Origin of the sequence: Paenibacillus sp. 8b26 (assembly GCF_050626875.1) — a bacterium.
Lineage (GTDB): Bacteria > Bacillota > Bacilli > Paenibacillales > Paenibacillaceae > Paenibacillus.
Genome location: NZ_CP192445.1, coordinates 122,873 through 147,268 on the forward strand (window position 1 = coordinate 122,873; position 24,396 = coordinate 147,268).

Genomic DNA, 24,396 nt, shown 5'->3' on the forward strand with positions numbered 1-24,396 from the left:
TCAAGAATAAGGCGATTTCATCCTTCCTTGCCCTGATGGACAAGGGAGCTAACTACCCGACTGCTCCTGCCATTCCACAGATACGAGAGAATAACAGCCAGTAGCAGAAGCAGGCTGAAAGCAGCCAGAATCCAGAGGGTAGCCGTCACCGACCATTCGCTCATGCTCCAGCCTATTACATATTGAAGCACCGAGCCGCCAACTCCGCCCGACGCAATCAGAATGCTAGTCGTTCGCTCGGTCATTCCCGGAATCAGCACGTTCGCATAGACGAGAGCGATACAGAAGAGTCCGGACATGAATAACCCTGCGCCGAAAATCAAAAGGAATGTAGCCCACTGGCTGGATATAAACACCATTGCAACCAGGAAGCAGAAAGTTCCGATTGCGCTCCACAGAAGGAAAGGAATATATCCTGATGACTCTGCAATCCTTCCTGAGAACATGCGGCCGATGATCATCGCAATCCAGAGCATACTGACACCCAGCGAGGCTACGGATTCCCGAAGCTGCAGCGTCTCGATCAGAATAGAGGGCAGGAAGTTCATGAGCCCCAGTTCAAGACCCATATAAACAAAGAAGAAGACAATAAAGATCCCCAGCAAAACACGATGCTGTCGGGAGTACCGGGCTTTTTCAACCGAACGTTCAGAGGTTTGGAGGTCTGCCTGGGTCAGGTGTGAGGAGGTGGAAGCAGGCATGGTAAGCCAGAACAGCCCCAGGATAAACGTCAAAAGGGAGATGGTGTAGAAGGTCAGATGCCACATCCCAAGCCAGATATACAGGCTTACTACCGCCGGAATGAGCAGTGCACCAAGTGCAAAATAGACATCCAGCTTGGACATGGCTACGGCTTTCTGCTCCTCGGTGAATTCTATCGTGAACGCTCCGATGGACGATTCAATGATGCCTGAGCCGAAGCCAACCCAGATGGTCATCACGATGACCCAGGTCCAGGATGGCAGTACACCCAGAATGGCACACGCCGCTATGATACTGCCCAGGGCAATGGATAACATCCACTTCCGACCGATATGTAGAGCCATGAAGGGGGAGAGCAGAACGCCGACAAGAAATCCGGAAAACTGCAGGAACAGCAGTAACCCGCCATCACTGTACCCCCGTCCATAGTGAGGCAGTAGAATCGGTAGTAATGCCCCAAGAACCACACTGGTAACGCCGATTAGCAGATAGAAAGCACAACTTAAAGCGAATAGTCTCTTCAAGGCCTGTCCCTCCATAAGGATAATTTTTTATATGAATATTTTTTCTTTACTAGGTTATACCATTTTTATGGAAATGTATATATATATTCATATAAAAAATGTTAAAAAAAATCAACAATCTTACACGTATTCATTGCACGCCTCCTCTTTTCTACTCGAACTAGGTAACAATTGTTTTTTCTTGATAGCAACTGTAACTTTTATGATAGGAAAAATATTATTAAACGCTTACAATTCAAAGAGAAGAAGATATTTTATTCAAAAGTTGAGAAAGCGCACATTTAAATCCGTATGCTATTCGCATGATCCGTGTTTCATAGCAAAAAACGGCCCATGATGCAATAAACTGAAACTGTCAATATATCGTTACGCACTCTTATCAGACGATTTCGGGAGCGATGCTATCTTTGTTTTTCGTTTGCTAAAGTAGTACCTTAATAAGGTAAATGTTGCGATATTCCATCTGTACGAAAAGGCAACATGATTATGAATAGTTATGTGTGCGTTTTTTTTGAAATTTACAACAAAGGAGTCTACCAAAATGAATTTGTATTTAGAGATCCCGGAGCTTGATAGACATTTTCCTTTCCAGAGTTTTGTTAATAAAGGCGACGTACTTTGCTATCCCCATTGGCATAAAGAAATTGAAATTATCTATGTTACTCAGGGAACCTTGGATCTGGGAATTAACGATAATTCGATACGCATGAAACAAGGTGAAGTTCAATTTATAAATGGTGGTGATGTTCATTATTTCTTGGCTTCTCCCGACAGCGAACGGGTGGTTATTCAATTTGATTTGAGCTTTTTTCAAGAGATATCCACATTAAGCGATCAGAAGCGTCCTCTAAGAGATATATTTACAGAGATGGAGCAATCAAGCTGGAACTGGCCAGAAGAAGCAGCAGCTAAAATGCTCCCGCTGATTCAAAGCATTTATGATGAGAACGCCAACTGCAAAGAAGGTTGTGTCTATATGATCAAAGCCAAACTGTTTGAGATGTTGACTCTTATTTTGCGGGAAGTGCCGAGAAGTACGAAACCTAGACTTCGCGAAATCTCTGAAAGTACCTTAATACAATCCAAGGACATGCTTTGTAAACTAGAACGTATTTTTGAATATGTGGAATGCCATTATCATGAAACCATTTCGCTGAAGAATGTAGCTGAATATATGGGCTTCAGTCCCTATTATTTCGCCAGACTATTTAAGAAGAATACGGGGATGACCTTCGTAGCCTTTTTGCATGAATACAGACTGAATAAGGCCAAATGGATTTTGCTGAATGAAGACAATCCAATCACTGAGGTCGCAGAGGCTGCAGGTTTCAGGAGCGTGAAGACGTTTCATCATTTCTTTAAGGAAGCGACAGGAACATCACCATTGAAATACCGCAGGGCAATATTCGGGAATAAAACGGCAAGAAATGAGGAAGAAAGTTTTTCATGAGAAATGTATGATAGAGCTATCCAACTAAAATTTTATCGTGCAGTAACCCATCTGCAATCGATTTTGATCCGTGAGCAACCGCTTTTTATGTGGTGCGCTTAAATCAGGAGTGAAAGGAAAATGAAAATGGATAATCGGATATATAATGTAGTCATTATCGGTTATGGAGGCATGGGAAGCTACCATGTTCAATTGATCGAACCTATTCAGCAGCTTGCTGTTGGTGGTGTATATGATATTGTTGATTACCGGATGGAACTCGCTGCGGCTGCTGGCTATAAAACCTACGCCAGTCTGGATGCCGTTCTCGCCGATCAGGCCGTCGATATTGTTTTGATAGCAACGCCTAATGATGTTCATAAAGAAATCGCGATTCAGGCACTACAAGCTGGAAAACATGTCATTTGCGAAAAGCCGGTTACAATAACGAGCGCGGATTTCTTGGATATTGTCGAGGTAGCGAAGAAAGAAAACCGCTTGTTTACGGTACATCAGAACCGACGATGGGATGAAGACTTTCGGATTATCAAAGATATGATTGGCAAGAAGACCGTGGGCGAGCTTTTCCAGCTAGAATCGCGGGTTCAGGGGGCTAACGGCATTCCAGGTGACTGGCGGCAACTGAAGGCGTATGGTGGAGGAATGCTGCTGGATTGGGGAGTCCATCTGTTGGACCAGCTGCTTCAGATTACGGACAGCCAAATCGAAAGCGTAACTGCTACCCTCAGCTATATTTTGGGAACTGAAGTGGATGACGGCTTTACCAGCTTTATTGAGTTCAAGGACGGCCTGACAGCAGTTATTGAAGTGGGTACAACCAATTACGTAAAACTGCCGCGTTGGTATATTAAAGGAACCGAAGGAACCGCAGTGATCAGGGATTGGGACTTGAGCGGAGAGATCGTTACCCGGAATCCGGATGTTGCTCATGTGGAACCAAAACCAATTCAAGCAGGTCAAGGATTGACAAAAACGATGGCGCCGCCGTCTGAGGAATCCACCCTTAAGTTCCCGATTGAAAAAATACCTGTTGCAGCGGAAAGCTTTTACGAAAATTTTGTCTCCACCATCGAAGGAAAAGCGGAGCTTGCGATCATGAGTGAAGAAGTGCATCGTGTGCTGGTGCTGATTGAGACGATTTTTGAGGCGGCTGCAACTAAAAGCGTGATTCGAAGAACTATTTAAATCAGCTCTATTTTTCGACCCGTCTAAGGCAGATTTTTAATAGGATCTTATATTTTGAGAACCTTTGAAAAACATTGAATCTTAAAGTTTCTCACAGGTTCTGGAATCAAATGAAATAATGATTAGACTCAACCCCCTTTTTCCTCAAATTGAGGGCAAAGGGGTTGTTTTCTTAATTTTTCTATCTGCCCCATATATAGTCGGAAGGGATTAGAAAATGGATGGAATGGAGAAAACATTATAAATTTCCAAGACGGACTCGAGATTATTAGTAAGATGGGATATGACGTTTCATGGCTTAAACCATAGAACAGACAGGGAAAATTCTATAAAGTAACGTTACGCTAACGGAAAACGATAGTTCAAAAATCTGCTGCAGTCGTCTAGGTCCAACTCTTTTAAGCATTCAACAATCGTTATCAAACAAGATTACAGCCAATAGAGTAACTGAATCCATTAAGTGTTCATCCGTTAGGCGACAGCTTCTAGAATGATTAACGAATAACGATAGATGACATAACACATGTCCTCTCAAGATAGGAAAAAGCTTGTCTGTCTTTGGGGCACGCTGTTTGGGATTGACAGAGGTATGGCTGCATGAGAAAATGTACGCGCGTACATAAAATGATCGGAGGTGGGCAATATCGTTTCGCGCAAGGAAGTAGCAGAACTTGCCGGCGTGTCTGAAGCGACGGTGTCTCGGGTACTGAACGCGGCTGGTCCCATCAAAGAAGATACGCGGAGAAGGGTCCTCGACGCCGCCAATCAGCTTGGATATGTTCCCAGTGCGCTGGCCCGCAACTTTGCTCGAAGCAAGAGCGGCCATCTTGGTGTGGTTATGCCTTATGTACCGAAGGCGCACCTGTTCTCAGCCTATTTTTTCTCCGAGATGCTGAGCGGCATTGGAAGTAAGGCCAGGGACAGCGGGCTCGATCTGCTACTATTGTTCCGAAAGCCGGGGGAAGGGATGGATTACAGCGGTCTTTTCCGCCAGCAAAAGGTCGATAGCTGTATCATCCTGGGAGCCAGGGAAGACCACGATGAGTTGGAAGCTCTGAAGAGACTTCAGGAAGAAGGGCGTCCGTTCTGCGTCATGAATCATCATTTTGAAGGACAGTCGTTCTGTGAAGTGGATGCAGACCATGTCGAGGGAAGCCGGGCGGCTGTAAGTCACCTCATTGAGCAGGGGTACAAGCGGATTGCCTTTCTCAACGGCCCGGATATCTATTCCAACAGTACTGAACGATTGAAGGGGTACCACACCGCGCTTCAGGAGGCCCGTATTGAATATGATCACGAGTTGCTTCTGGAGGGTAATTACAGTCGTCGAAGCGGGCTCGAAGCGTCGGCTACAATCGCAGGCAGGCTGAATGATATTGATGCGGTATTTGCAGCGAACGACCGGATGGCCATCGGGGTGATGCAGGGTCTGCGCGAGCGCGGACTGGGAGTTGGCCAGTTCCCGGCGTTTGTGGGCTATGACGATTCGGATGCGGCCGAGATGGCCGTTCCGCCGCTAAGCAGTGTCCGCGTTCCTTTTTATGAGATGGGGGAGCTTGCGGCCTCGAAGCTTATACCGGATTCTCTGGACCTCATTCCAGCCCTGGAACTGACCGGTTGCGCCTCGATAAGACAGCTTCTGTCCACGGAGCTGATTATCAGGGGGTCTTCCATTCGTCAATAACCGCATTCGTCAACAATCTGTTGGAACTCAGACCCATAAGGAGGATAACGACATGTCTAATCGTCTTCGTATCGGAATGGTTGGCTACAAATTTATGGGCAAGGCTCACAGCAACGCTTACCGTAGTCTACCCATGTTCTTCCCAGATGCCCCGCTGCAGCCGGAGATGTCCGTCATCTGTGGACGCAACGAACAGGCAGTTCAGGCGGCTGCCCGCCAGTTCGGCTGGACCGAGAGTGTTACCGATTGGCGTGATCTGGTGAAACGTAACGATATTGATCTCATTGACATCAACGCCCCGAGTAATGCCCATAAGGAAATTGTCGTTGAGGCTGCCCTCCATGGGAAGCATCTGTTCTGTGAGAAACCGCTTGCACTCTCGCTGGCGGATTCCCGTGCCATGCTGCAGGCAGCAGAGGAAGCAGGTGTCAGACATATGATCGGCTTCAACTACCGCTTTTCTCCGGCTGTCCAGCTGACGAAGCAGCTAGTCGAGAGCGGTCGCCTGGGCAAAATCTATCATTTCCGTGCCTTTTTCCTTCAGGACTGGATCATGGACCCGTCCTTCCCGCTGGTGTGGCGTCTGCAAAAGGAAGTGGCCGGTTCTGGCTCTCATGGTGATCTTGGCGCCCATCTGATTGATCTCGCCCGGTTCTTGGTCGGCGAGTTCCATGAAGTGGTCGGTTTGAGCGAGACGTTCATCAAGCAGCGTCCGCTGGCTTCGGAGATGACTGGATTGAGCGCCAAGGGCAGCGCCGGGACGAATGCGCCGATGGGAGAAGTGACGGTCGATGATGCCACGCTGTTCCTGGCACGATTCGCCGGAGGTGCGCTGGGCAGCTTCGAGGCCACACGGTTTGCGGCCGGACACCGGAGCACCAATTCATTCGAGATCAACGGTAGCCTGGGCAGTGTACGGTTTGACTTTGAACGGATGAACGAACTGGAAGTATATTTCACGCAAGACGAGGAGGACGTTCAGGGCTTCCGCCGCGTGCTCGCCACCGATCCGGCACACAAGTACTCCGAGGCCTGGTGGCCTACGGGACATACGATCGGATTCGAGCATACCTTCACACACGAGATGCTTGAGCTGGTGAGTGCCATCTCCGAGGGACGGCAGCCTGTGCCAAACTTCCACGATGGGGTCGCTTGTCAGGCCGTGCTTGAAGCGGTGGAACGATCCATTGAGGAACGCCGCTGGGTATCCATTGAAGAAATGTAATATAACATCACATTCCGAAAGGTGAGTGGATTCAGATGAGCAAGGCACTGATTGTATGGGGCGGATGGGACGGACATGAGCCGGAGCAGGTGGCAGCCATTTTTGAACGCATTCTGAAGGAAGAGCGGTTCGAGGTGGAGGTGTCTAATACCCTTGAAGCCTACCAGGATGAGGAGAAGCTACTTGGTCTGGACCTGATCGTTCCGCTGTGGACTATGGGACAGATTGAGCAGGAACTGGTCAATAATGTCTCAGCAGCGGTTCAAAGCGGCGTTGGTCTGACAGGCTGCCATGGCGGCATGTGTGATGCCTTCCGGAACAATGTGGACTGGCAGTTCATGACAGGCGGGCAATGGGTTGCACATCCCGGCAATGACGGGGTGGAGTATATGGTGAACATGAAGCGCGGCTCCAGCCCGCTGCTGGAGCATATTGAGGATTTTCAGATCAAAAGCGAGCAGTACTACCTCCACGTTGACCCGGCGGTTGAAGTGCTGGCAACCACACGCTTCCCGGTCATACCGGGACCGCATTCAGCCAATGGACCGGTGGATATGCCCGTTGTATGGACGAAGCGCTGGGGGAACGGCCGCGTCTTCTACAATTCGCTGGGACATCACGCGGATATCATAGATATGCCTCAAGTGACCGAGATGATGCGCAGCGGATTTCTGTGGGCTGCGGGAGGCAAACAGGCGGCGGCCGCCCGGTGCAGCTCCCTGGGAGTGGCTTATACGGGCATGGCAGATAGCCAGCAGCGGTAACGTGGACAGGATGAAGCGGCAGAGCCTCTGGCAGAGATTTTGATGACCTGTAACCTCGTGGTTGGAAAGAGACTGAGTGCAGAAAGGCAACGACAAGACGGACGCAGAAGCTCGTTAAGTCGTATATACTCGTGCAACGATGTCCTGATTGACATCGAATTGCGGGTTCTCTTTAGATTGATATATTGGTGATTTGTTAATTTCTTGAATTGAGCAATCTGAATGAAATTCAATGAAGTGGTGCTTGTTCACAAGCCCCATTTAGGCGACAGAATGGTATCGAATGCAGAAGGAAATGCCATAATCCATTTATTCTTGAAGGTGAAGGGAGTCCAGGCATGAACAAAATGAAAATAGGCATTATCGGATGTGGTAAAATCAGCGGAATTTATATGGAAAATTGCCATCGCTTCGACATTCTGGAGCTGTCCGCAGTAGCGGATCTGGACCAAGGCCGGGCAGAGGAGCAGGCTGTAGCATACAACGTTCCGAACGTATATTCGGTAGATGAGATTCTGGCTGACCCAGAGATCGAACTTATCATTAATTTGACCATTCCCGCCGTTCACGCCGACATATGTCTCAGAGCCCTTGAGGCAGGCAAGCATGTTTATGTGGAGAAGCCACTTGCGGTCACCCGTGAGCAGGGCCAGACTGTCTTGGAGCTTGCTCATCAAAAGGGACTGCTTGTCGGCTGCGCACCGGAGACCTTCTTCGGCTCCGGCATACAGACGTCATTGAAGCTGATCGAGGACGGGGTCATTGGCAGTCCGGTAGCAGCTACGGCCTTTATGATGAGCCGTGGACATGAACATTGGCATCCCGATCCTGAGTTTTATTATGCGATCGGCGGCGGCCCAATGTTTGATATGGGGCCCTATTATTTGACGGCTCTGGTGCAATTGCTGGGTCCGATTGCCACCATCTCCGGCATGACAAGCAAGGCGATGGACCAGCGAACGATTACGAGCGAGAAAAAGAGAGGCCAGACCATCCCGGTTGACATTCCGACCCATGTAGCCGGATTGCTGCGCTTCGAGCAGGGGGCTGTCGGCACGTTGATTACTAGCTTTGACATCTTTGGTGGAAGCACTCTGCCACCGATCGAGATATATGGTACTCATGGCACGCTGCAGGTGCCAGACCCGAACACGTTCGGAGGGCCGGCTCGCTACAGGCTGCTGGGTGAGCAGAAGTGGACAGAGGTCCCGCTGCTGCCGGGCTACCAGGAGAACACTCGGGGCATCGGTGTTGCCGATATGGCCTACGCTGTCCGCAGTGGACGGCCTCACCGCGCCAGCGGTGAACTGGCCTACCATGTGCTGGAGGCGATGTGGGCGTTCCATGATTCCTCCGATGAGCAGACGTTCTATCCGATGCAGAGCACATGCATGCGCCCGGCGGCTTTGCCGGAAAACCTACCCTTGTATACGTTGGATGCTTAAAGTAATGTCAGCCTGATGCAGAATCCGCAGCTAGCATGGTTGATACTGATAACAGCAAACCCGATTATACACAGGATAAACCAAGCAGGGCAGAGAAGGCTTTCCCGCCGCCCAGAGAGATTCCAACGTTACCCATTTAGTGTCGCCCCCTCTTCAGTGTTACTTCCTAGAAGAGTAGGAATTGCATCAATAATAGGTTCCAGTTTTCCTTCATATAAAGGAATGTACCCGGTTTTTCTTCAACGGACAAACATGCACTCATAAAAAGTCGCCATGGTGTGGTTGCCCTGTCAAGTACACAAGTAAAAAAGGCTAAGCAGCCAACGCGTGCCGGTATTCAACCGGTGCGTTGGCTGAGTTTGGCTTGAAATCGCTGGTAGTTGTAAAAATAGATATACTCCTCCACCGCTTGTTCAATTTCTGCTTCTGACTTACACTGGTGGGGGTACGACTTCTCAGTTTTGAGATGCGAAAAGAAAGATTCAATGCAGGCGTTATCCAGACAGGTGGCTTTGCGAGAGTGACTGCCCTTGACGCTGAATTCTTCAAGTCGTGTGTTGTACGCTTGAGACGTATACTGGAAGCCTTGATCCGAATGGAGCACAGCTCCACATACGTCTCTTTTTCGTGTCCTTGTTCAACTGGCTCTAGGGATTCCAGCAATGTCTAATAGACGTGTTACGCTGTGCTGGCCGCGTATCTCCTCGATTATTTGATAGTTGTCCTGCGGACGGGGGGGCGACCTCCTGGACTAGATTGGGATACCGCTTTTTTAGATAATCCACCTGTGCCTTCAAGTAATCCCGTTCTTCCTCCACACTGGCGAATCTTGTACGTGGACGCCCTTTGAGGGGCTGCTGAGTCCTTTACGTGTATCGTTAGGTCTCGCCAGCCTTGTACTTCTTCACCCACTCCTGAAGTTGAGTTTTGCTCCAAATACCCAATCGTGTTGAAACAAGGGTGTAGCTATCTTTCCCCTCCAAATAAGTCTTTACCGCCAAGCGATTTATACACTTCTGCAAGTGTTAATTGACTCGCTGGTTTGATAAGACGCTAACAACTCGCTCGCTGCAGATACGACGTTCAATTGATTCCTCAGTCCGCCGAAAAATTATCCATCATACGACCTGGGATGATCCTATTTCCGTGTATATCCGCTATCTTTTACGTCAAAAAAGTTCTAGGAAAAGTACGAGTACGGAAAGAAGCAAATAATCAGAATGAATTTTCAAATAAACAATTATTGAATTTTATTCTTGTCCAAAAAACAGGGATAGTTCGCAATTGACTTAAAATTTTTATAGGGGAGTTCAATTTTAGATAGACGGATAACCAGAATCAGGTATATTGAAGATACCTGTCCAGTTCAAAAGAGTATTTGGTCTATAAATTTAATTAGATGCTTGATGTATGGATGCATGTGGAGAGAAAAGGAAGGAATAGTTTTTCTACTTTTTAGTTTACTTCTTTAAGCATCTAATGATAAAATACAGAATGAACGTTCAGTATTCATGGAAGAGAAGTGGATGGAATGAACAAAAAGCAGCTTCAAACCGAGCAAACCAAACGCAGACTTGCCGAGGCTTCCAAAGCGCTGTTTGCCCAGAAGGGATACAAGGCAACCTCGATCGAGGACATCGTGGCGGCAACGGGCAGCAGCAAGGGCAACATCTATTATCATTTCAAAAGCAAAGAGGGGCTCTTCCTCTATCTGATTGATGAATGGAATCGGGAATGGGAAGAGAGCTGGGCATCCAATGAGCATTTGTACCAAACCTGCACCGAAAAAATATACGGGCTGATGGAACAGCTTGTGTTGGACGATATGAATCACCCGCTAACGAAAGCGGCGGATGAGTTTTTTACAGGGGAGAAGAAGGAAAATGATATTGAGGAACGGATCGACCAGATTCTGAAGCATCACATCCAATTTAACCGGCAACTGGTACAGCAAGGAATCGAAAACGGGGAATTCAAGGCGGATCACGCGGCTCGACTCGCCATTATACTGGAAAGCACTATTATCGGTCTGAGCCAGCTGTCACGCGAGCTGGAGCCGGAGGAGGCGCTTACGCTCTATCGCCAGGCGGCTGACGTGTTCCTGCACGGCATCTCTCGAGGGTGAAAGTAAGCTCAAGCCTGAGGGATGGTTGCCAGTAAACAAGACGTATTTTGAAGAAACATGGAGGAAGTAATCATGGCATTGCTAATACGTAACAGGGGCGCATTGCTGCTGTTGATGTTTAATATTTTTCTAGTATTTACGGGCATCGGCTTGGTAGTACCTATTATGCCGGCCTACATGGATTTGTTGCACATTACGGGCACGACGGTAGGCCTGCTGGTGGCGGCGTTCTCGTTCACCCAGTTCCTGTTCTCACCGATCGCGGGCCGATGGTCTGATGCGTGGGGACGAAAAAAGATAATTGTCATCGGTATGCTATTTTTCGCCGTATCTGAATTTATGTTCGGCGCCGTAAATGCACCTGTCCTGCTGTTTGCGGCTCGAATGCTTGGGGGTATCGGCGCGGCGATGATCTTCCCGGCGGTGATGGCGTATACGGCCGACATTACGTCCGAAGAGGAGCGCGGCAAGGGCATGGGACTTATTAATGCCGCCATTACGACCGGATTCATTATCGGACCAGGAATCGGCGGATATATCGCCGAATACGGCATCCGGGTACCATTCTATGCGGCGGGTATTGCCGGATTGCTTGCAGCCATCATCACGCTAATCATATTGCCGGAGTCTACTCGCCTAACCGGACAGCAGGACGTTATCGCTGCAGCGGGCGCGGCGAGGGCGAAAGGCCCGGGGCTGGTTACCCAATTGCTCCGCTCCTACCGTGAGCCGTATTTCTTCAGCCTGATCATCGTTTTTGTCATGGCCTTCGGACTTGCTAATTATGAAACAGTGTTCTCGTTGTTCGTCGATCACAAATTTGGTTTTACAACCCGGGATATTGCATTTATCATTACGTTTGGCTCCATTGCGGGCGCGGTTGTACAGGTTTCCTTGATCGGCTGGCTGTTGAATCGCTTTGGTGAGAAGAAGGTTATCTCGGTATGCCTGTTCTTCGTTGCGTTGTTCATCTTGTTGACGTTGTTCGTCCACACGTATTGGCTCATTTTCGTCGTGACTTTCATCGTATTTCTAAGCATGGATATTTTGCGCCCAGCCGTCAGCACGAATATGTCGAAGCTGGCCCAGGACCAGCAGGGCTTCGTGGCAGGCCTGAACTCAGCATATACCAGCCTTGGAAATATCGCAGGCCCGATCGTAGCCGGGGCGCTGTTTGACGTGAACATCAATTATCCATACGTTTCTGCCGCAGTCGTGCTTGGCCTCTGCTTCCTTCTGTCCCTTCGGGGAACGAGGCCGGTGGGCCAGCTCAAGGCGGAAATGTAATCATGGAAGGAAAAGCGAAGTAAAGACATTGAGCAAATCGAAGAAGGGCGGAACCGGCAAAAAAGGCTGAAAGCCCTGGCAAGCCCGTGCCAACCGGCCAAGGCGGCCGGGCAATGAACAAACGGCTTCGGCTTTGGAACAAACTACTGTTCAAAAAGCAAAGAGATCTGACCTTAAAAGTGGGCAGATCTCTTTTTTGCATGGCCAAATCGTCTTTCTCTTATCGTAAAGAAGATTTACACAAAGTGACTAGATGCGTCTAGTAGGTGCTGCAGACGGTGGAGACGGTCCGTAAAAGAAAAAGTAGAAAGCCTAGCACCCAACGCAGACGCGGCCGCAAAAAGGCGTCGGGGATTTGATTTCGAGCACCTACTGAATAAGATGTTTTCTTTGAGCAACTCGAACCGCGCACAGGTTACAGACCGGTGGGTGAACAGATTGATGGCTTTATCTATCTTGATGGACGCATTTATATCTTAGAAGCAAAATGGCATGCAGAGCCTCTGCCCGCTTCAACCCTCTATCAATTCAAAGGCAATGTCGAAGGCAAGTTGGCTGGTACAATTGGAATCTTTATTTCAATGTCGGGCTATGCAGAGGACGCCGTTGATGCACTCGTTCTTGGCAAGACGCTCAACATCATTTTATTTGACAAACGAGATTTGGACGCTGCGATCAGTCGTAATATCGGATTCACTAATGTTCTCAAACTAAAGCTCCGTAAGGCAGCAGAGGAAGGTGCAATGGTGAAGCTGATCGTGATGTGATTGCTACTCTTTCTAAGAGAATCCTAAGTAATGCTGGCTCAAATCGATCAATTAAAATTCTTGTCGCTATGGGGAAACTCACAATTCCTCGCGTGGCAAACGCGCTCAGGAACACATTCTATACTGATTCTAAGCTGCTTATAGTAGTCGATGGTGACGGTAACCCGGTTAGGACAAAAGAGATGTTGGAGCAAGGCATAGAATTCGACGAATGGATTTCTACAATACCAAACCCTTCCATTGAATCCTGGTTTGACATCGATGATAACGATTTAAGGAGAAGAATGAAGTATCCTCTTCACTTAAGCATGGAGTAAAATTGAACGAAATCGGAAGGATTATTGAAATCGAGGCTAAAAAAGGCGGCTATAATGTAATTAAGAATCTGTGTAGCCACGGTATTGGAAAATCTCTGCACGAGACCCCACAAAATATTCTACCCGTTTATAACAAGCACGATAAACGGGTATTGAAAGAGGGCTTGGTAATTACAATCGAGCCCTTTTTATCTACAGGTGCAGGGTATGTCGTTGAGCAAACGGATGGATGGACTTTATGTGTACCCGACAATAGCTTTGTGGCACAACATGAGCATACCATAATAGTTACAAAGAATCAGCCAATAATCGTGACTGCAGTATAGACCATCAGAATGAATCCGTTTTTTGTGTGTTGGTTGCGCTAACGGATAACGTTAGTTTAAAAGCACCGGCAGCAGTCTGGACATTAATTTTCAGTCCACACGGCTGCCGGTGTTTTTCCCGATCAAGAAAAAGATGTAATGTTGGAACTTTTGTGTCATTAGAATTTGTACCGATATGCAGCAATATTGGGGAGCGGTAATCGGCCCAAATTCTTGTCGTCCGCAACGATAATTTTTGTGTCGTTATTTAATGGGGCATTTAAAAGGGTTGTTTATTGGAATATAATAATTACGTAAAATAATAATTTGACGAATAATTAATGATTTATTATAATAAATACAGGAGGGTTAAATGTGGATAAACAAATGAAATTGCATTACATGGAACGAATTGATGAGAAGCTTTCTGATTTACCATGGTTCGTTACTGAATTCATTGATAGTAAAAAACGAAATCTTTCTCCAACAACACTTCTTAATTACTGTCACGATTACATTATTTTTTTTGATTGGCTAATTTCAGAGAATCTAACTTCAACAAGTCGAAAAGAAATAAATTTGGATGTACTTGAATCATTGACAATCCGTGAAGTAGAAAACTTTTTGTCATTCCTGGATTATCAGCTCGGCAACACCAAACTCACAATTAATCGTAAATTATCCTCGTTAAAATCTCTTTTTGATTACCTGCAAAATAAGGCTGAAACCACTGATTTAAAACCCTATATCCAACGCAATGTTATGGCCAAAATGGATTTAAATGCTGTCAAAGAGAGCCAAGAAACTATTGCAAATCGTATTGAAGGCAAAATTCTTAGAGAAGATGACTATGATGCTTTCAGACAATTCGTGGCGTACGATTTTGGAGAGAAATACAAAGATAACAAGAGGTTGTTTAATTTTCATCAGATCAATCGTGAACGCGATACAGCAATAGTTTCTCTAATTCTGGGATCAGGGCTTAGACTTTCTGAAGTAGCAGGAATAAATCTCGAAGATTTAGATATGAATAAAGCTTTAGTTCGTGTCTTGCGCAAAGGAAATAAGGAACAATACGTTTATTTCAGCAAACAGGCTTTAGTGGATTTGGAGAGTTATTTACAAATCAGAACAGCAAGATATCAAACAGACAAAAATGAGGATTTTTTGTTTGTTGCAGCACCGGTAGGTCGAAAAGGAAAAAATAGACGTTTAACTCAAAGATCTATTGAAAAGCTAATAGAAAAATACGCGACAGCTTTTGGGAAACCGTCTTTAACAGTGCATTCTCTGAGGCACTCCTTTGCAACACGATATCATCTTGAAAATAACGATGTGCCTAGATTGAAGAACCAGTTGGGGCATTCATCTATCCAAACAACAATGATATACACACACTTAACTGATGAAGAGATGAGAAATGCCGTAAATAATATGGGGACCGATGTCGGATGATAAAAACATTATCTCATTAATTGCTGCGGAAATCGCGGCTTTTTTATTTTATGAGATAAAGTTCTTGTCAAAACCAAATGACAAGAACTTTATCTCATCACCGATTTTGACAAGAATATTATCCCATTTCCAACAAACCAATTCGGGTTATTGTACCATTTCACGATAGGAGCACCCCTTGAGTCACGGGCTTGATCGTTCACAGCCGAAAGTGGAAGATCTATAATCTTAGGATCATCATCGGAAGTATTGAGAAGCACATAGACGAATTGAAGACTTTATACATTTTTACAATAAGATACGTGCCTGTTATCTTCTGTCGCAATTTCTATTTTAGCGGCTTTTTTATGTTATCGGTACAAGTTCTTGTCCCGAGCCAAGGACAAGAACATGTTCCGATTGCCGATTTGATGATGATCTAAACAGATAACTTACAGTCCACTATTCACCACAACACACAAACTGATGTTCATTCGAAGGTCATGTTTGATTTTCGTGTGTAAAACTGGGTGGAGAGTTGGCTATTTCTGATGAGACGAGCGAATACAGGTGGGTTCCAAAGGAAAATGTTCAATTCAGTAAGCCCATTAATATACGGGTGAAACCTTCTTCCAAGATGAGCCACTATACAATCCAACGTTTGCTTTCTTCAGGCACAACAGGCTTGGTTTCATCTGAACGGGCAGGATAGAGCAATAGCGACAAGACCTATCCCAGTAGTTCTTTGGCTCCGTTCATCATTAAGGGCATAGCCTGTTTAACAAATGATTCCGCACTTATTGGGCACCCCTCATTGTTCCAAACGTAAGCAGCCCCATACATCCCCCAACTTAACATGATAGAAGCTGTATTTATTAAGAAGTGCGCGTTTGGACTCGATGGCATCTTGTCTTTGTCTATAAAGGAAAGAAGTATCGTTTGAATTTTTTCCTTTATTTGAATTTCGAATACAAGTCCAAGCGATGTATACCTTCTTTTGCACATCGTGCTTAGACCCTTGTGAAAATCGCACACACCCAGAAAAATACTCTGAATTGTTTCTTCATTTAGAACTTCGTGACCGTTTATTCTACGATTTATGATTGTCATAAATGATTCCATTAGTTTGGCCTCAAGAATTTCGAATTTATCTACAAAGTGCGCATAAAAAGTCGCTCTGTTAACAGTAGCCCGCTCTGCAATATCCCTAACGGTTATCGATTCAAAGTCTTTTTCTTGAATTAATGAAGCAAAAGCGTCTTGAAGGAGTCGCCGTGTACGTATCACACGAGGATCAGCTTCATTCTTTTTAATGGTCATCGTTAAGATCTCCCCTAATAAAACGACATTATAGAAATGGTGTTGTCTATACAACGGTTTATGGTTATTGATGATTGCGTACCATTCGGTTGGTATTATAACATATAAATACAACAAGTGTTGTTCAAACTACTAATGTTGTATTGAAACAAAATGCAGAATGCTGCTTTTCCAAAAGGAGGAGAGAACCATGTCGGTTTCACAACCGTCACTAACGATGGAGCACCAACTTTTTTTTGATGTTATTGGAGAACGCCGGTCAGTTCGTAGCTATGATCCCGAGATCAAGATTTCGCGGGAGGAATTGACCGAAATATTGCGGCAAGCCACGCTCGCTCCTTCAGCCGCTAACCTGCAGCCGTGGCGTTTTCTAGTTATCGACTCGCCGGAGCTGAAGCAGAAGCTGCTTCCGATCGCATTCACTCAACAGCAAGTGGTCGAGGCTTCGGCTGTCATTGCGCTACTCGGAGATTTGGAGTGTTATAAATCGGCCGAGAAAATCTACGGAATGGCGGTCGATGCGGGTTACATGCCTGCAGAGACGGCTAAATCGTTCGTGGAACGCTATACCGGGATGTATTCGAGCATGCCGCCCGAGGCCATCCGCGAAAAAGTTTATACCGACGGCGGGCTAGTATCGATGCAACTCATGCTTGTCGCCCGCGCTAAAGGCTACGACACGGTATCGATGGGCGGCTACAACAAACAAAAGTTCATGGAAGCGTTCCGGATATCAGAACGCTACGTTCCGATTATGCTGATCGCCATCGGCAAGGCGGCGAAGCCCGGTCATCCGACGGTGAGGCTGGCAGTTGATGATGTAGCTTTCTTTAACGAAATGCCTAGAGAATAACAAAATGAAAAAGACTTGGCGCCCGCATAATCAACGGCCAGCAGAGACTTGAGGGATACCATCGTTAATTTCAATTCTTGTTTTGCTCGATTGCTCGGGACGGTAGTACAAAAAGATACCAGCTTGAAGCGCTCGCAAAGATTGAACAGCAGATGCTAATGTTGTAATCGTTCCTTTCGAATAACAACGAAGTTATTGGTGGTATTCAGCTTACAATTAATTATTCCGAGGTTTTCGAGATTAGGTACAACATGAGGTTAAATTGAGGGTGTTCGTGTAGACAGGATTATTATGGCAAAGGAATTGGAGAGTCCCCATTTTGTTATACTATTAATGAGGCTAAAACAATGGGTTACGAAATAATCTAACTGACAACCATACACACCGTAAAGATGCTACAGATTCAATAAACGACTTGGATTTGTTGCTAGTCAAGATAGTATGAAATTCACTCAGTAATTAGTCCATACAACTAACGCGAAACGTTAGTTGTACAACAGTATGGAGCAGTTTTGCCAGTTGGCAGCTGCTCCATTTTTATTAAGCTAACCAGGTTAGCGCAGCCGGCCAAACGATCGGCTGATCTTTTCATTACGCTTATGGGCAGGTTAGTGGAATTAATGTAAAGAAGGGAACACTTCATAACCGTGGCCTAGAATTGCCGAACCCCATTAGGTAGCGTTTGCGTAAAAGCGAAAGGATAAAGTTCTGAGATACATTCAATGCTACTTCGGATAAACTTGATTCTTTTCAAATAAATTCCTAACCTGATCGGCCATAAATTGTGTGGAATGCGGCATTTGATGACGTACCCACCACTCCACAATGCCAATAAAAGCAGAGGCCATGAATTGGGCTTTTAACTCATTGTCGATAACGGGCTTATTGTCAGTACTTTCCATTTTATTCATAAGATTGACTGAGATGAAATTCAGCAATCGGTCCCGGAATAGAAAGGCTCTTTGATTGGAAAACATAGCAGAGAAAAACTGGAAATTGTCACGCAAATAATCAAAAACCGGTTTGGGCTCTTGTACCATTCCTTGGCTAAGCGGATTGGCCTCCCGTTTCTTGCACAACGAAATCAATTCGTTGATGTGATCTTCAATGCATTTATCCAAAAGGTCGTATTTGTCACTGTAATGCAGATAAACGGTGCCGCGGTTAACATTGGCACGCTCCGCTATCTCGTTAATAGTGATTTGTTCAAAATCTTTTTCCGAAAAAAGCTCCAGAAACGACTTCGTTATGGACTGCTTGGTTCGGAGAATGCGTCGGTCGGTTTTAACAGCGTTTTCCATTCCTTTCGTTACCTCCTTCAGTTAATCAACAATTCTTAGGGTGTTGTTGTATATAAAACAAATACGCATCCATTAACCATTGAGTAATCGGGGCTTCTGTCTATAATATTAATCAACGACCGTTAAATATTCAACACACGTCACCAAGAAAAATTTTGGGTAAAGGAGCATTTAACAATGGAAAATATACGAGATAAAGTGGTGATTATAACTGGAGCCTCCAGCGGAATAGGGGAAGCTACAGCGAAGTTGTTGGCACAAAATGGCACAAAGGTGGTATTGGCAGCCAGAAGAGAGGAACGTCTGCATGCGATTGCTAATGAAATTAAACAGGGTGGCGGCGAGGCCGTTTCTGTAAAAGCAGACGTCGTTTCTGCCGAAGATATGCAGAATTTGGCCAAGTTTACCTTAAGTGTGTATGGCCGAATTGATGTATTGGTGAACAATGCAGGGGTCATGCCGAGTTCCAGGCTGAATGAATTAAGAGTAGAAGAGTGGGATCAAATGATCGATGTGAACATCAAAGGCGTTTTATACGGTATCGCAGCGGTATTGCCTACCATGCGGGAGCAGCAGTCCGGTCATATCATTAACCTATCCTCTACAGCCGGTTATCATGTGTCCCCTACAAATGCCGTATACGCGGCCACCAAGTTCGCAGTTAGAGCCATCTCGGAAGGGCTGCGCTTGGAAGAGTCTTCGACTTCGCGTATTAGATCTACCTTGATTGCTCCTGGTCTGACGAAGACCGAACTTTTTGACAGCATTACCAGCCCGGAAGTGCAGACGATCGCCAATCAAATAAGCGGCATAGGGATTTCTCCTTACAGTATTGCTAGAGCCATCGCGTTTGCCATTAATGAACCTGATGACACCCTAATCAGTGAAATTATGGTTAGGCCGACCGCGTTGCCTTGAACATTTCCAAACAAGATGATAGGGAATTTTCCTTATGGCTGAAAATCAAAATACTGGTCATCCACCATCTAAGGCTATTATCCAACTGTAAGCTGATAACGGAAAGATGAATTTACTTTATATATAACAAGAGCTATCATGTTAAATTGTTTTTTGAACTAACTGGGAACGTTAGTTCAATGAAACAGCGACAGTCTAGGACTTTATTTTCTGTCGCTGTTTCAATTTCTAGGGTAAGTCTAAAACTTATTTTATGGAGTCTGACGGTATGACAATTCAAAAAGCCGCGCGGAATAAGAACATCCAGTCTAATCGGGAGACAAGAACATGGTCCCATTGAAAGTCACTATTATAGCGGCTTTTTTGTTTTATCGGTACAGGTTCTTGTCCCGATTGCCGTAATGAACACAAACATGATCCAATTAACAATTAGACATTTATCTATACATTTGTAAAATAGCAAATGTCGTTATGCTTACCTCAGAAATTTCAGAGTAAGACTTTAAATTTCATCAGTGGGGAGACGATTGCCCCTGATCCGCCCCAAATGCTCTTCTACTGCCATCTGCAGGAGCGCTAGAAGCTTTACTACAAAACCGCAGTGAAAGAAACAGACCACTTCAGATTGAAGTAAAAGTAATTTAAGTAATTTAGTTTAAGAAAAAGGAATGCTTAAAGTCGATCTGAAAAATGCCTGTTAGTGGTCGTGGAGCACTTAGTGATCTTAATGCACCTTCATATCTATTCTCTATATTAACTGACCCTCGCATCAAAAACATCGAATAAGATTGATCAAGGAGTGGATTTTGAATAATGATGTCTTTAACCCACAGTAACAACCATCATCAGATTCCAAGTGGTTTTTCGAGCACATTTTAACAACCTGCGAAAATGATCGTCAATCGAATTGATGTAATTTGACATAGGCTTAACAATTAATAAAATTCTTGGTTTCGAGGGGGGATTGGAGAAATGTAGCTGTAGTTCAGCAAACCTGGAGCTGTCATATATACGAGTGAGACAAAATGGAATCAACCCGGGCAATACCAAATCTGCACTGCTAAGTGTCATTTCCTCCGTTGTGGCAGATGTGGGTTCCTCTCCATAGGACGTCATGTACCAGAATTCATCACCTCTCACGTCTACATGTTGCAGCTCAGCCTCGTCTACCGTTGTACCCAACCCGGAACTCGTTGATACGATTGAATTCATTGGAATAGATGGATTTTAACCTGAAAAATATCGAGGGAAAATCATTTTTTTCATCACTATATTGTACAACCTGTTGTCTATAAAGTGGGATGTAAACGAATACAACAATTGAATTCATCATGTTATTATGAATCCACAGCAAGAAAGAAGTTAATCCTGCTGAGTAAAAGGAAATATAAAACAATTTGCAAGGAGGATTTTTTCAACCCTTTGGGATTGGAAATGGATTTAAAACTAGCTTCGAAAACTAACATACCAGGAGGAATTAACATGTCAAATTCAAAAATTAAAATCGCCGTAGCTTGTGGAAGCGGAGTAGCAACTTCTACTATCGCAGCAGATGGAGTGAAAGAGGTATTAAAAGAAGCAGGAATTGAACATTACGATATCATTAAAACGAGTATGGCGGAATTACCGAATATTATTGACAACGTCGATATTGTTCTGACAACTAATAATTTTAAAACCGATGAAAAGCCATATATGAACATCATGGGATTTGTAACAGGGCTTAATGAAGAAAAATTGAAAAATCAATTGGCTGAAAAACTGCTGGATTTAAAAAATAGTTAAGGTGGTAGATCATAATGGATACTGTGCATAATATTATTAAATCTATTACTGATATGGGAGCAACAGCTATTTTACCAATAATAATCACCGTATTAGGTCTAGTTTTTCGAATGAAAATTGGAAACGCTATCAAATCAGGCCTTTTAGTTGGGGTAGGCTTCTTAGGTTTAACATTAGTTGTTGGCTTGCTCAATTCCTCCCTAAAACCGGCAGTTGATTATTATGCAAAAATCGGTTCTGGATTTACAATTGCAGATATTGGATGGCCAGCTGTAGGGGCGGCATCTTGGGTGCCTCCTTTTGCAGCATTAGCAATTCCTCTTGGTTTAATTATTAATCTAGTATTAGTTCGACTTAGATGGACAAAAACGTTAAATGTGGATATATGGAATTACATGCATTTTCTAATTCCAGGAGCTTTGGCTTACTTTCTTTTTGACAGTTTCTGGTTAGGGTTGGTAGTAACATTGGTGATGTCTGTTATTGCTCTATTCGTTGGTGATTTAATTGCTTCAAAATGGCAAGAATACTTTGGTTTAGAAGGTACAACCTGCACAACTATTATTTATTCAGCTTGGGGTTATCCGATTGCCTGGCTGGTAAATAGAATCATTGATTTCATTCCTGGTTTAAATAAATTGGAGTTTTCTCTGAGTAAAATTAATAAAAAAATAGGCGTTCTCGGGGACCCAGTTATTATTGGATTTATTGTTGGATTAGTTTTAGGGGCAATTACTAAAAGACCTGTTACAGAGATAGTGACTATGGCCACAGGGATAGCTGGAGTTATGGTATTAATGCCTAAAGTTGTTGGAGTGATGATGGACGGGCTATCTCCAATTGGGAAATCGGCAAAAGACTTTATGATTAAACGCATGGGGAATAACTCCAATCTAAATGTGGGGATGGATATTGCGCTAGGCTTAGGCGATCCGACTACTATTACAACTACAGTCGTTTCTATTCCAATTGTTATGTTATTGGCACTCATTTTACCTGGAGTTCAGTTCTTTCCAATAGGACTGTTAATGTCTGTTACCTATATTTCTGTAATGTGTACGTTAACAAGTAAAGGAAATCTATTCCGTTCTATTGTGTCGACAGTAGTATTTTGTATTATCACATTTTATTTGGCAGGATTTGTTGCACCAGGTGCAACACAGATGCTTAACAGCGCAGGTGTCGAGTTAAAAGGTTTAGGGACAGATGTTACTTTTTCTGAGATATGGAACTTATTAATTTATTGGGTAAGCACTTTAGTTAAATAAAGACTAGAGAAGAGGAAAAATAATGAATCTGATTTTACCTTCAATATTTGCTGCAGATTTAATGAACTTAAAAAGTGAATGCGATGTTTTATATGAAGAAGGATTTCAAGTACTTCATGTAGATATGATGGACGGAAATTTCGTCCCTCATATCGCATTTGGTCCAGAACAAATTAAAAATATAAAAAAACAAGTGAATATGAAATTAGATGTTCACATGATGGTATCAGCCCCAGAGCAGCATATAGCGAGTGTGTTGGACACTGGAGCAGAAATGATATCAGTTCACTATGAATCAACTCCTCATATTCGTTTTGTCATTGATCAGATTAAGCAACATGGAAGGAAAGCAGGGATCGTCATTAATCCTGGGACGGACACCTTTTTATTGAAACCTTTTCTAAACATCATTGACTATGTTCTAGTTATGTCGATCAATCCAGGAAGACCTAATCAAGTTTTTATGGAAGAAACGATTGATAGAATAAGAGAACTGAAAGTAATGATAGGTCAACGAGATATTCAGATCGAAGTTGATGGTGGAGTCGATGAGAGTATAGCTAGTCAATGTATCGAAGCTGGAGCATCTTTGGTTGTCATCGGATCATATTTATTTTCGAATAACAAAGCACATGTGAAGAATTTGAAAAGTCTAGAACATGGAGAGAGAAAGGATGAGAGAAAATGAAATCATTAAAACTGTATGGTGCCAGAGACATACGTTTTGGAGGAGCGGAAAAACCTCAAATACTGGATGGAAAAGATGTCATTGTAAAAATAAAAGCATGTGGCATTTGTGGATCTGATATCTCTCGATATAAAAAATTGGGTGCAGTCACACCTGGTCAGGTATGGGGACATGAATTTGCAGGTGTTGTAGAACAAGTTGGCGATCAAGTAACAGATCTAAAAGTTGGAGACCATGTTGCTGGATGTCCAGCACTAATTGAAGAAGATGATTATTATTATCGAGCAGGTCAACCAGCTAGAGCGAATTCATTGCATGCAATAGGTGCTAAGGAACCTGGTGGATTCGCCGAATACATTAAACTCCCAGAGAAGAATTTAGTTAAAGTACCTGATGATTTGGATTTCGAATCAGCTTCTATGGTAGAACCTTCTACTGTAGTTTTACATGGGTATTATCGAACCAATCTATCGGTGGGCGACGATGTGGTCATTGTTGGAGCAGGGGGAACCATTGGGTTGTTTGCTGTTCAATGGGCAAAAATATTTGGCGCGAAAAAAGTAATTGCGGTTGATATTGATGATGAAAAACTTCAAATTGCGAAGGAATTAGGCGCCGATTATACGATAAATTCTCTGAATGAAGATGTTCTGACAAAGGTCGCTGAATATACGGATGGCATGAATGCAGATATTGTAGTTGAAGCAGCTGGAACGCCCCATACAGCAGCAACTGTGTTTGGTTACGCCAAAAAAGGCGGCGGAGTTGTGTTCCTAGGTATCCCTTATGCAGACGTTGCGATGGAAAGATTTTATTTTGAAAAAATCCTAAGAAGTGAGTTAACCGTGTGGGGATCATGGAGTTGTGTATCCGCACCATTCCCAGGTAAGGAATGGGCAACGACTGTTCACTTTATGCACAATAACAGATTAAATACTAAAAAAATGATTACACATCGTATACCGCTTGAAGAAGGTTCAGAAATGTTTGAACGATTAATGGAAAGAAAAGAACTTATCGGCAAGGTAATCATGTATCCAGAAAGCTGA

Annotated in this window: 21 protein-coding genes; 17 read left to right on the plus strand and 4 right to left on the minus strand. The window is 44.4% G+C overall.

Features of this window, described 5'->3' with window-relative positions:
- Positions 1–17: 17 nt before the first annotated feature.
- Entirely contained in the window at positions 18–1,226 is a 1,209-nt protein-coding gene (locus tag ACQ4MX_RS00475; RefSeq protein WP_431088728.1) for an MFS transporter, read from the minus strand.
- A 541-nt stretch (positions 1,227–1,767) separates the two neighbouring features.
- Between ACQ4MX_RS00475 and ACQ4MX_RS00480 the strand changes: the two genes are divergently transcribed.
- From ACQ4MX_RS00480 to ACQ4MX_RS00505, 6 genes are all read left to right on the plus strand, one after another.
- Positions 1,768–2,676, plus strand: a complete 909-nt coding sequence (locus ACQ4MX_RS00480; RefSeq protein WP_431088729.1) for an AraC family transcriptional regulator — start codon at positions 1,768–1,770, stop codon at positions 2,674–2,676.
- Between the two features lie 120 nt (positions 2,677–2,796).
- Positions 2,797–3,861, plus strand: a complete 1,065-nt coding sequence (locus ACQ4MX_RS00485) for a Gfo/Idh/MocA family protein (protein WP_431088731.1) — start codon at positions 2,797–2,799, stop codon at positions 3,859–3,861.
- 634 nt (positions 3,862–4,495) lie between these two features.
- Positions 4,496–5,545, plus strand: a complete 1,050-nt coding sequence (locus ACQ4MX_RS00490; RefSeq protein ID WP_431088733.1) for a LacI family DNA-binding transcriptional regulator — start codon at positions 4,496–4,498, stop codon at positions 5,543–5,545.
- A gap of 52 nt (positions 5,546–5,597) precedes the next feature.
- Positions 5,598–6,770: a Gfo/Idh/MocA family protein gene (locus ACQ4MX_RS00495; protein ID WP_431088735.1), complete on the plus strand. Its 1,173-nt coding sequence runs from the start codon at positions 5,598–5,600 to the stop codon at positions 6,768–6,770.
- 35 nt (positions 6,771–6,805) lie between these two features.
- Entirely contained in the window at positions 6,806–7,534 is a 729-nt protein-coding gene (locus tag ACQ4MX_RS00500) for a ThuA domain-containing protein (RefSeq protein ID WP_431088736.1), read from the plus strand.
- Between the two features lie 338 nt (positions 7,535–7,872).
- Positions 7,873–8,979, plus strand: a complete 1,107-nt coding sequence (locus ACQ4MX_RS00505; RefSeq protein WP_431088738.1) for a Gfo/Idh/MocA family protein — start codon at positions 7,873–7,875, stop codon at positions 8,977–8,979.
- A 337-nt stretch (positions 8,980–9,316) separates the two neighbouring features.
- Here ACQ4MX_RS00505 and ACQ4MX_RS00510 read toward each other — a convergent pair whose 3' ends face one another.
- On the minus strand, positions 9,317–9,583 hold the full coding sequence (locus tag ACQ4MX_RS00510) for a transposase (protein WP_431088740.1): 267 nt from the start codon (positions 9,581–9,583) through the stop codon (positions 9,317–9,319).
- A gap of 927 nt (positions 9,584–10,510) precedes the next feature.
- Between ACQ4MX_RS00510 and ACQ4MX_RS00515 the strand changes: the two genes are divergently transcribed.
- The 5 genes from ACQ4MX_RS00515 (at position 10,511) to xerS (ending at position 15,235) form a co-directional block, all read left to right on the plus strand.
- Positions 10,511–11,104 carry a TetR/AcrR family transcriptional regulator gene (locus ACQ4MX_RS00515; protein WP_431088742.1) on the plus strand — a complete coding sequence of 198 codons (594 nt, stop codon included), beginning with the start codon at positions 10,511–10,513 and terminating at the stop codon, positions 11,102–11,104.
- A 72-nt stretch (positions 11,105–11,176) separates the two neighbouring features.
- A complete protein-coding gene (locus tag ACQ4MX_RS00520; RefSeq protein ID WP_431088743.1) occupies positions 11,177–12,391 on the plus strand; it encodes an MFS transporter in 1,215 nt (404 codons plus the stop codon).
- Positions 12,392–12,816: 425 nt separating this feature from the next.
- Positions 12,817–13,158, plus strand: coding sequence for a hypothetical protein (locus ACQ4MX_RS00525; RefSeq protein WP_431088744.1), 342 nt, complete (start codon positions 12,817–12,819; stop codon positions 13,156–13,158).
- Between the two features lie 319 nt (positions 13,159–13,477).
- Positions 13,478–13,801, plus strand: a complete 324-nt coding sequence (locus ACQ4MX_RS00530) for a M24 family metallopeptidase (protein WP_431088745.1) — start codon at positions 13,478–13,480, stop codon at positions 13,799–13,801.
- Between the two features lie 354 nt (positions 13,802–14,155).
- Positions 14,156–15,235 (plus strand): tyrosine recombinase XerS, encoded by a 1,080-nt coding sequence (gene xerS / locus ACQ4MX_RS00535; RefSeq protein WP_431088747.1) that lies wholly within the window; start codon positions 14,156–14,158, stop codon positions 15,233–15,235.
- Between the two features lie 708 nt (positions 15,236–15,943).
- Here the strand turns inward: xerS and ACQ4MX_RS00540 are convergent.
- Positions 15,944–16,534 carry a TetR/AcrR family transcriptional regulator gene (locus tag ACQ4MX_RS00540; protein ID WP_023988795.1) on the minus strand — a complete coding sequence of 197 codons (591 nt, stop codon included), beginning with the start codon at positions 16,532–16,534 and terminating at the stop codon, positions 15,944–15,946.
- Positions 16,535–16,724: 190 nt separating this feature from the next.
- Between ACQ4MX_RS00540 and ACQ4MX_RS00545 the strand changes: the two genes are divergently transcribed.
- Complete coding sequence (locus ACQ4MX_RS00545; RefSeq protein WP_023988794.1) at positions 16,725–17,387, plus strand: nitroreductase family protein; 663 nt, start codon at positions 16,725–16,727, stop codon at positions 17,385–17,387.
- A 725-nt stretch (positions 17,388–18,112) separates the two neighbouring features.
- On the opposite strand, the gene ACQ4MX_RS00550 is transcribed toward ACQ4MX_RS00545, so the two are convergent.
- On the minus strand, positions 18,113–18,688 hold the full coding sequence (locus ACQ4MX_RS00550; RefSeq protein WP_068939620.1) for a TetR/AcrR family transcriptional regulator: 576 nt from the start codon (positions 18,686–18,688) through the stop codon (positions 18,113–18,115).
- Between the two features lie 177 nt (positions 18,689–18,865).
- Here ACQ4MX_RS00550 and ACQ4MX_RS00555 point away from each other — a divergent pair, with 177 nt between their 5' ends.
- From ACQ4MX_RS00555 to ACQ4MX_RS00575, 5 genes are all read left to right on the plus strand, one after another.
- Positions 18,866–19,606, plus strand: a complete 741-nt coding sequence (locus ACQ4MX_RS00555) for an SDR family oxidoreductase (RefSeq protein WP_431088749.1) — start codon at positions 18,866–18,868, stop codon at positions 19,604–19,606.
- 1,482 nt (positions 19,607–21,088) lie between these two features.
- Positions 21,089–21,391: a PTS sugar transporter subunit IIB gene (locus ACQ4MX_RS00560; RefSeq protein WP_049828419.1), complete on the plus strand. Its 303-nt coding sequence runs from the start codon at positions 21,089–21,091 to the stop codon at positions 21,389–21,391.
- Between the two features lie 14 nt (positions 21,392–21,405).
- On the plus strand, positions 21,406–22,659 hold the full coding sequence (locus tag ACQ4MX_RS00565) for a PTS transporter subunit IIC (protein ID WP_023988790.1): 1,254 nt from the start codon (positions 21,406–21,408) through the stop codon (positions 22,657–22,659).
- A 22-nt stretch (positions 22,660–22,681) separates the two neighbouring features.
- Positions 22,682–23,347: a ribulose-phosphate 3-epimerase gene (gene rpe, locus ACQ4MX_RS00570; protein WP_053325504.1), complete on the plus strand. Its 666-nt coding sequence runs from the start codon at positions 22,682–22,684 to the stop codon at positions 23,345–23,347.
- Positions 23,344–24,396 carry a galactitol-1-phosphate 5-dehydrogenase gene (locus tag ACQ4MX_RS00575; protein ID WP_023988788.1) on the plus strand — a complete coding sequence of 351 codons (1,053 nt, stop codon included), beginning with the start codon at positions 23,344–23,346 and terminating at the stop codon, positions 24,394–24,396. The genes rpe and ACQ4MX_RS00575 overlap by 4 nt, the downstream gene beginning before the upstream one ends.

Coding starts and splice junctions, on each gene's coding strand:
- ACQ4MX_RS00565 (WP_023988790.1), top strand. CDS start 21,406: ATGGATACTGTGCATAATATTATTAAATCTATTACTGATATGGGAGCA.
- ACQ4MX_RS00560 (WP_049828419.1), top strand. CDS start 21,089: ATGTCAAATTCAAAAATTAAAATCGCCGTAGCTTGTGGAAGCGGAGTA.
- ACQ4MX_RS00545 (WP_023988794.1), top strand. CDS start 16,725: ATGTCGGTTTCACAACCGTCACTAACGATGGAGCACCAACTTTTTTTT.
- ACQ4MX_RS00550 (WP_068939620.1), bottom strand. CDS start 18,688: ATGGAAAACGCTGTTAAAACCGACCGACGCATTCTCCGAACCAAGCAG.
- ACQ4MX_RS00515 (WP_431088742.1), top strand. CDS start 10,511: ATGAACAAAAAGCAGCTTCAAACCGAGCAAACCAAACGCAGACTTGCC.
- rpe (WP_053325504.1), top strand. CDS start 22,682: ATGAATCTGATTTTACCTTCAATATTTGCTGCAGATTTAATGAACTTA.
- ACQ4MX_RS00540 (WP_023988795.1), bottom strand. CDS start 16,534: ATGACCATTAAAAAGAATGAAGCTGATCCTCGTGTGATACGTACACGG.
- ACQ4MX_RS00500 (WP_431088736.1), top strand. CDS start 6,806: ATGAGCAAGGCACTGATTGTATGGGGCGGATGGGACGGACATGAGCCG.
- ACQ4MX_RS00480 (WP_431088729.1), top strand. CDS start 1,768: ATGAATTTGTATTTAGAGATCCCGGAGCTTGATAGACATTTTCCTTTC.
- ACQ4MX_RS00555 (WP_431088749.1), top strand. CDS start 18,866: ATGGAAAATATACGAGATAAAGTGGTGATTATAACTGGAGCCTCCAGC.
- ACQ4MX_RS00495 (WP_431088735.1), top strand. CDS start 5,598: ATGTCTAATCGTCTTCGTATCGGAATGGTTGGCTACAAATTTATGGGC.
- ACQ4MX_RS00575 (WP_023988788.1), top strand. CDS start 23,344: ATGAAATCATTAAAACTGTATGGTGCCAGAGACATACGTTTTGGAGGA.
- ACQ4MX_RS00505 (WP_431088738.1), top strand. CDS start 7,873: ATGAACAAAATGAAAATAGGCATTATCGGATGTGGTAAAATCAGCGGA.
- ACQ4MX_RS00485 (WP_431088731.1), top strand. CDS start 2,797: ATGAAAATGGATAATCGGATATATAATGTAGTCATTATCGGTTATGGA.
- ACQ4MX_RS00520 (WP_431088743.1), top strand. CDS start 11,177: ATGGCATTGCTAATACGTAACAGGGGCGCATTGCTGCTGTTGATGTTT.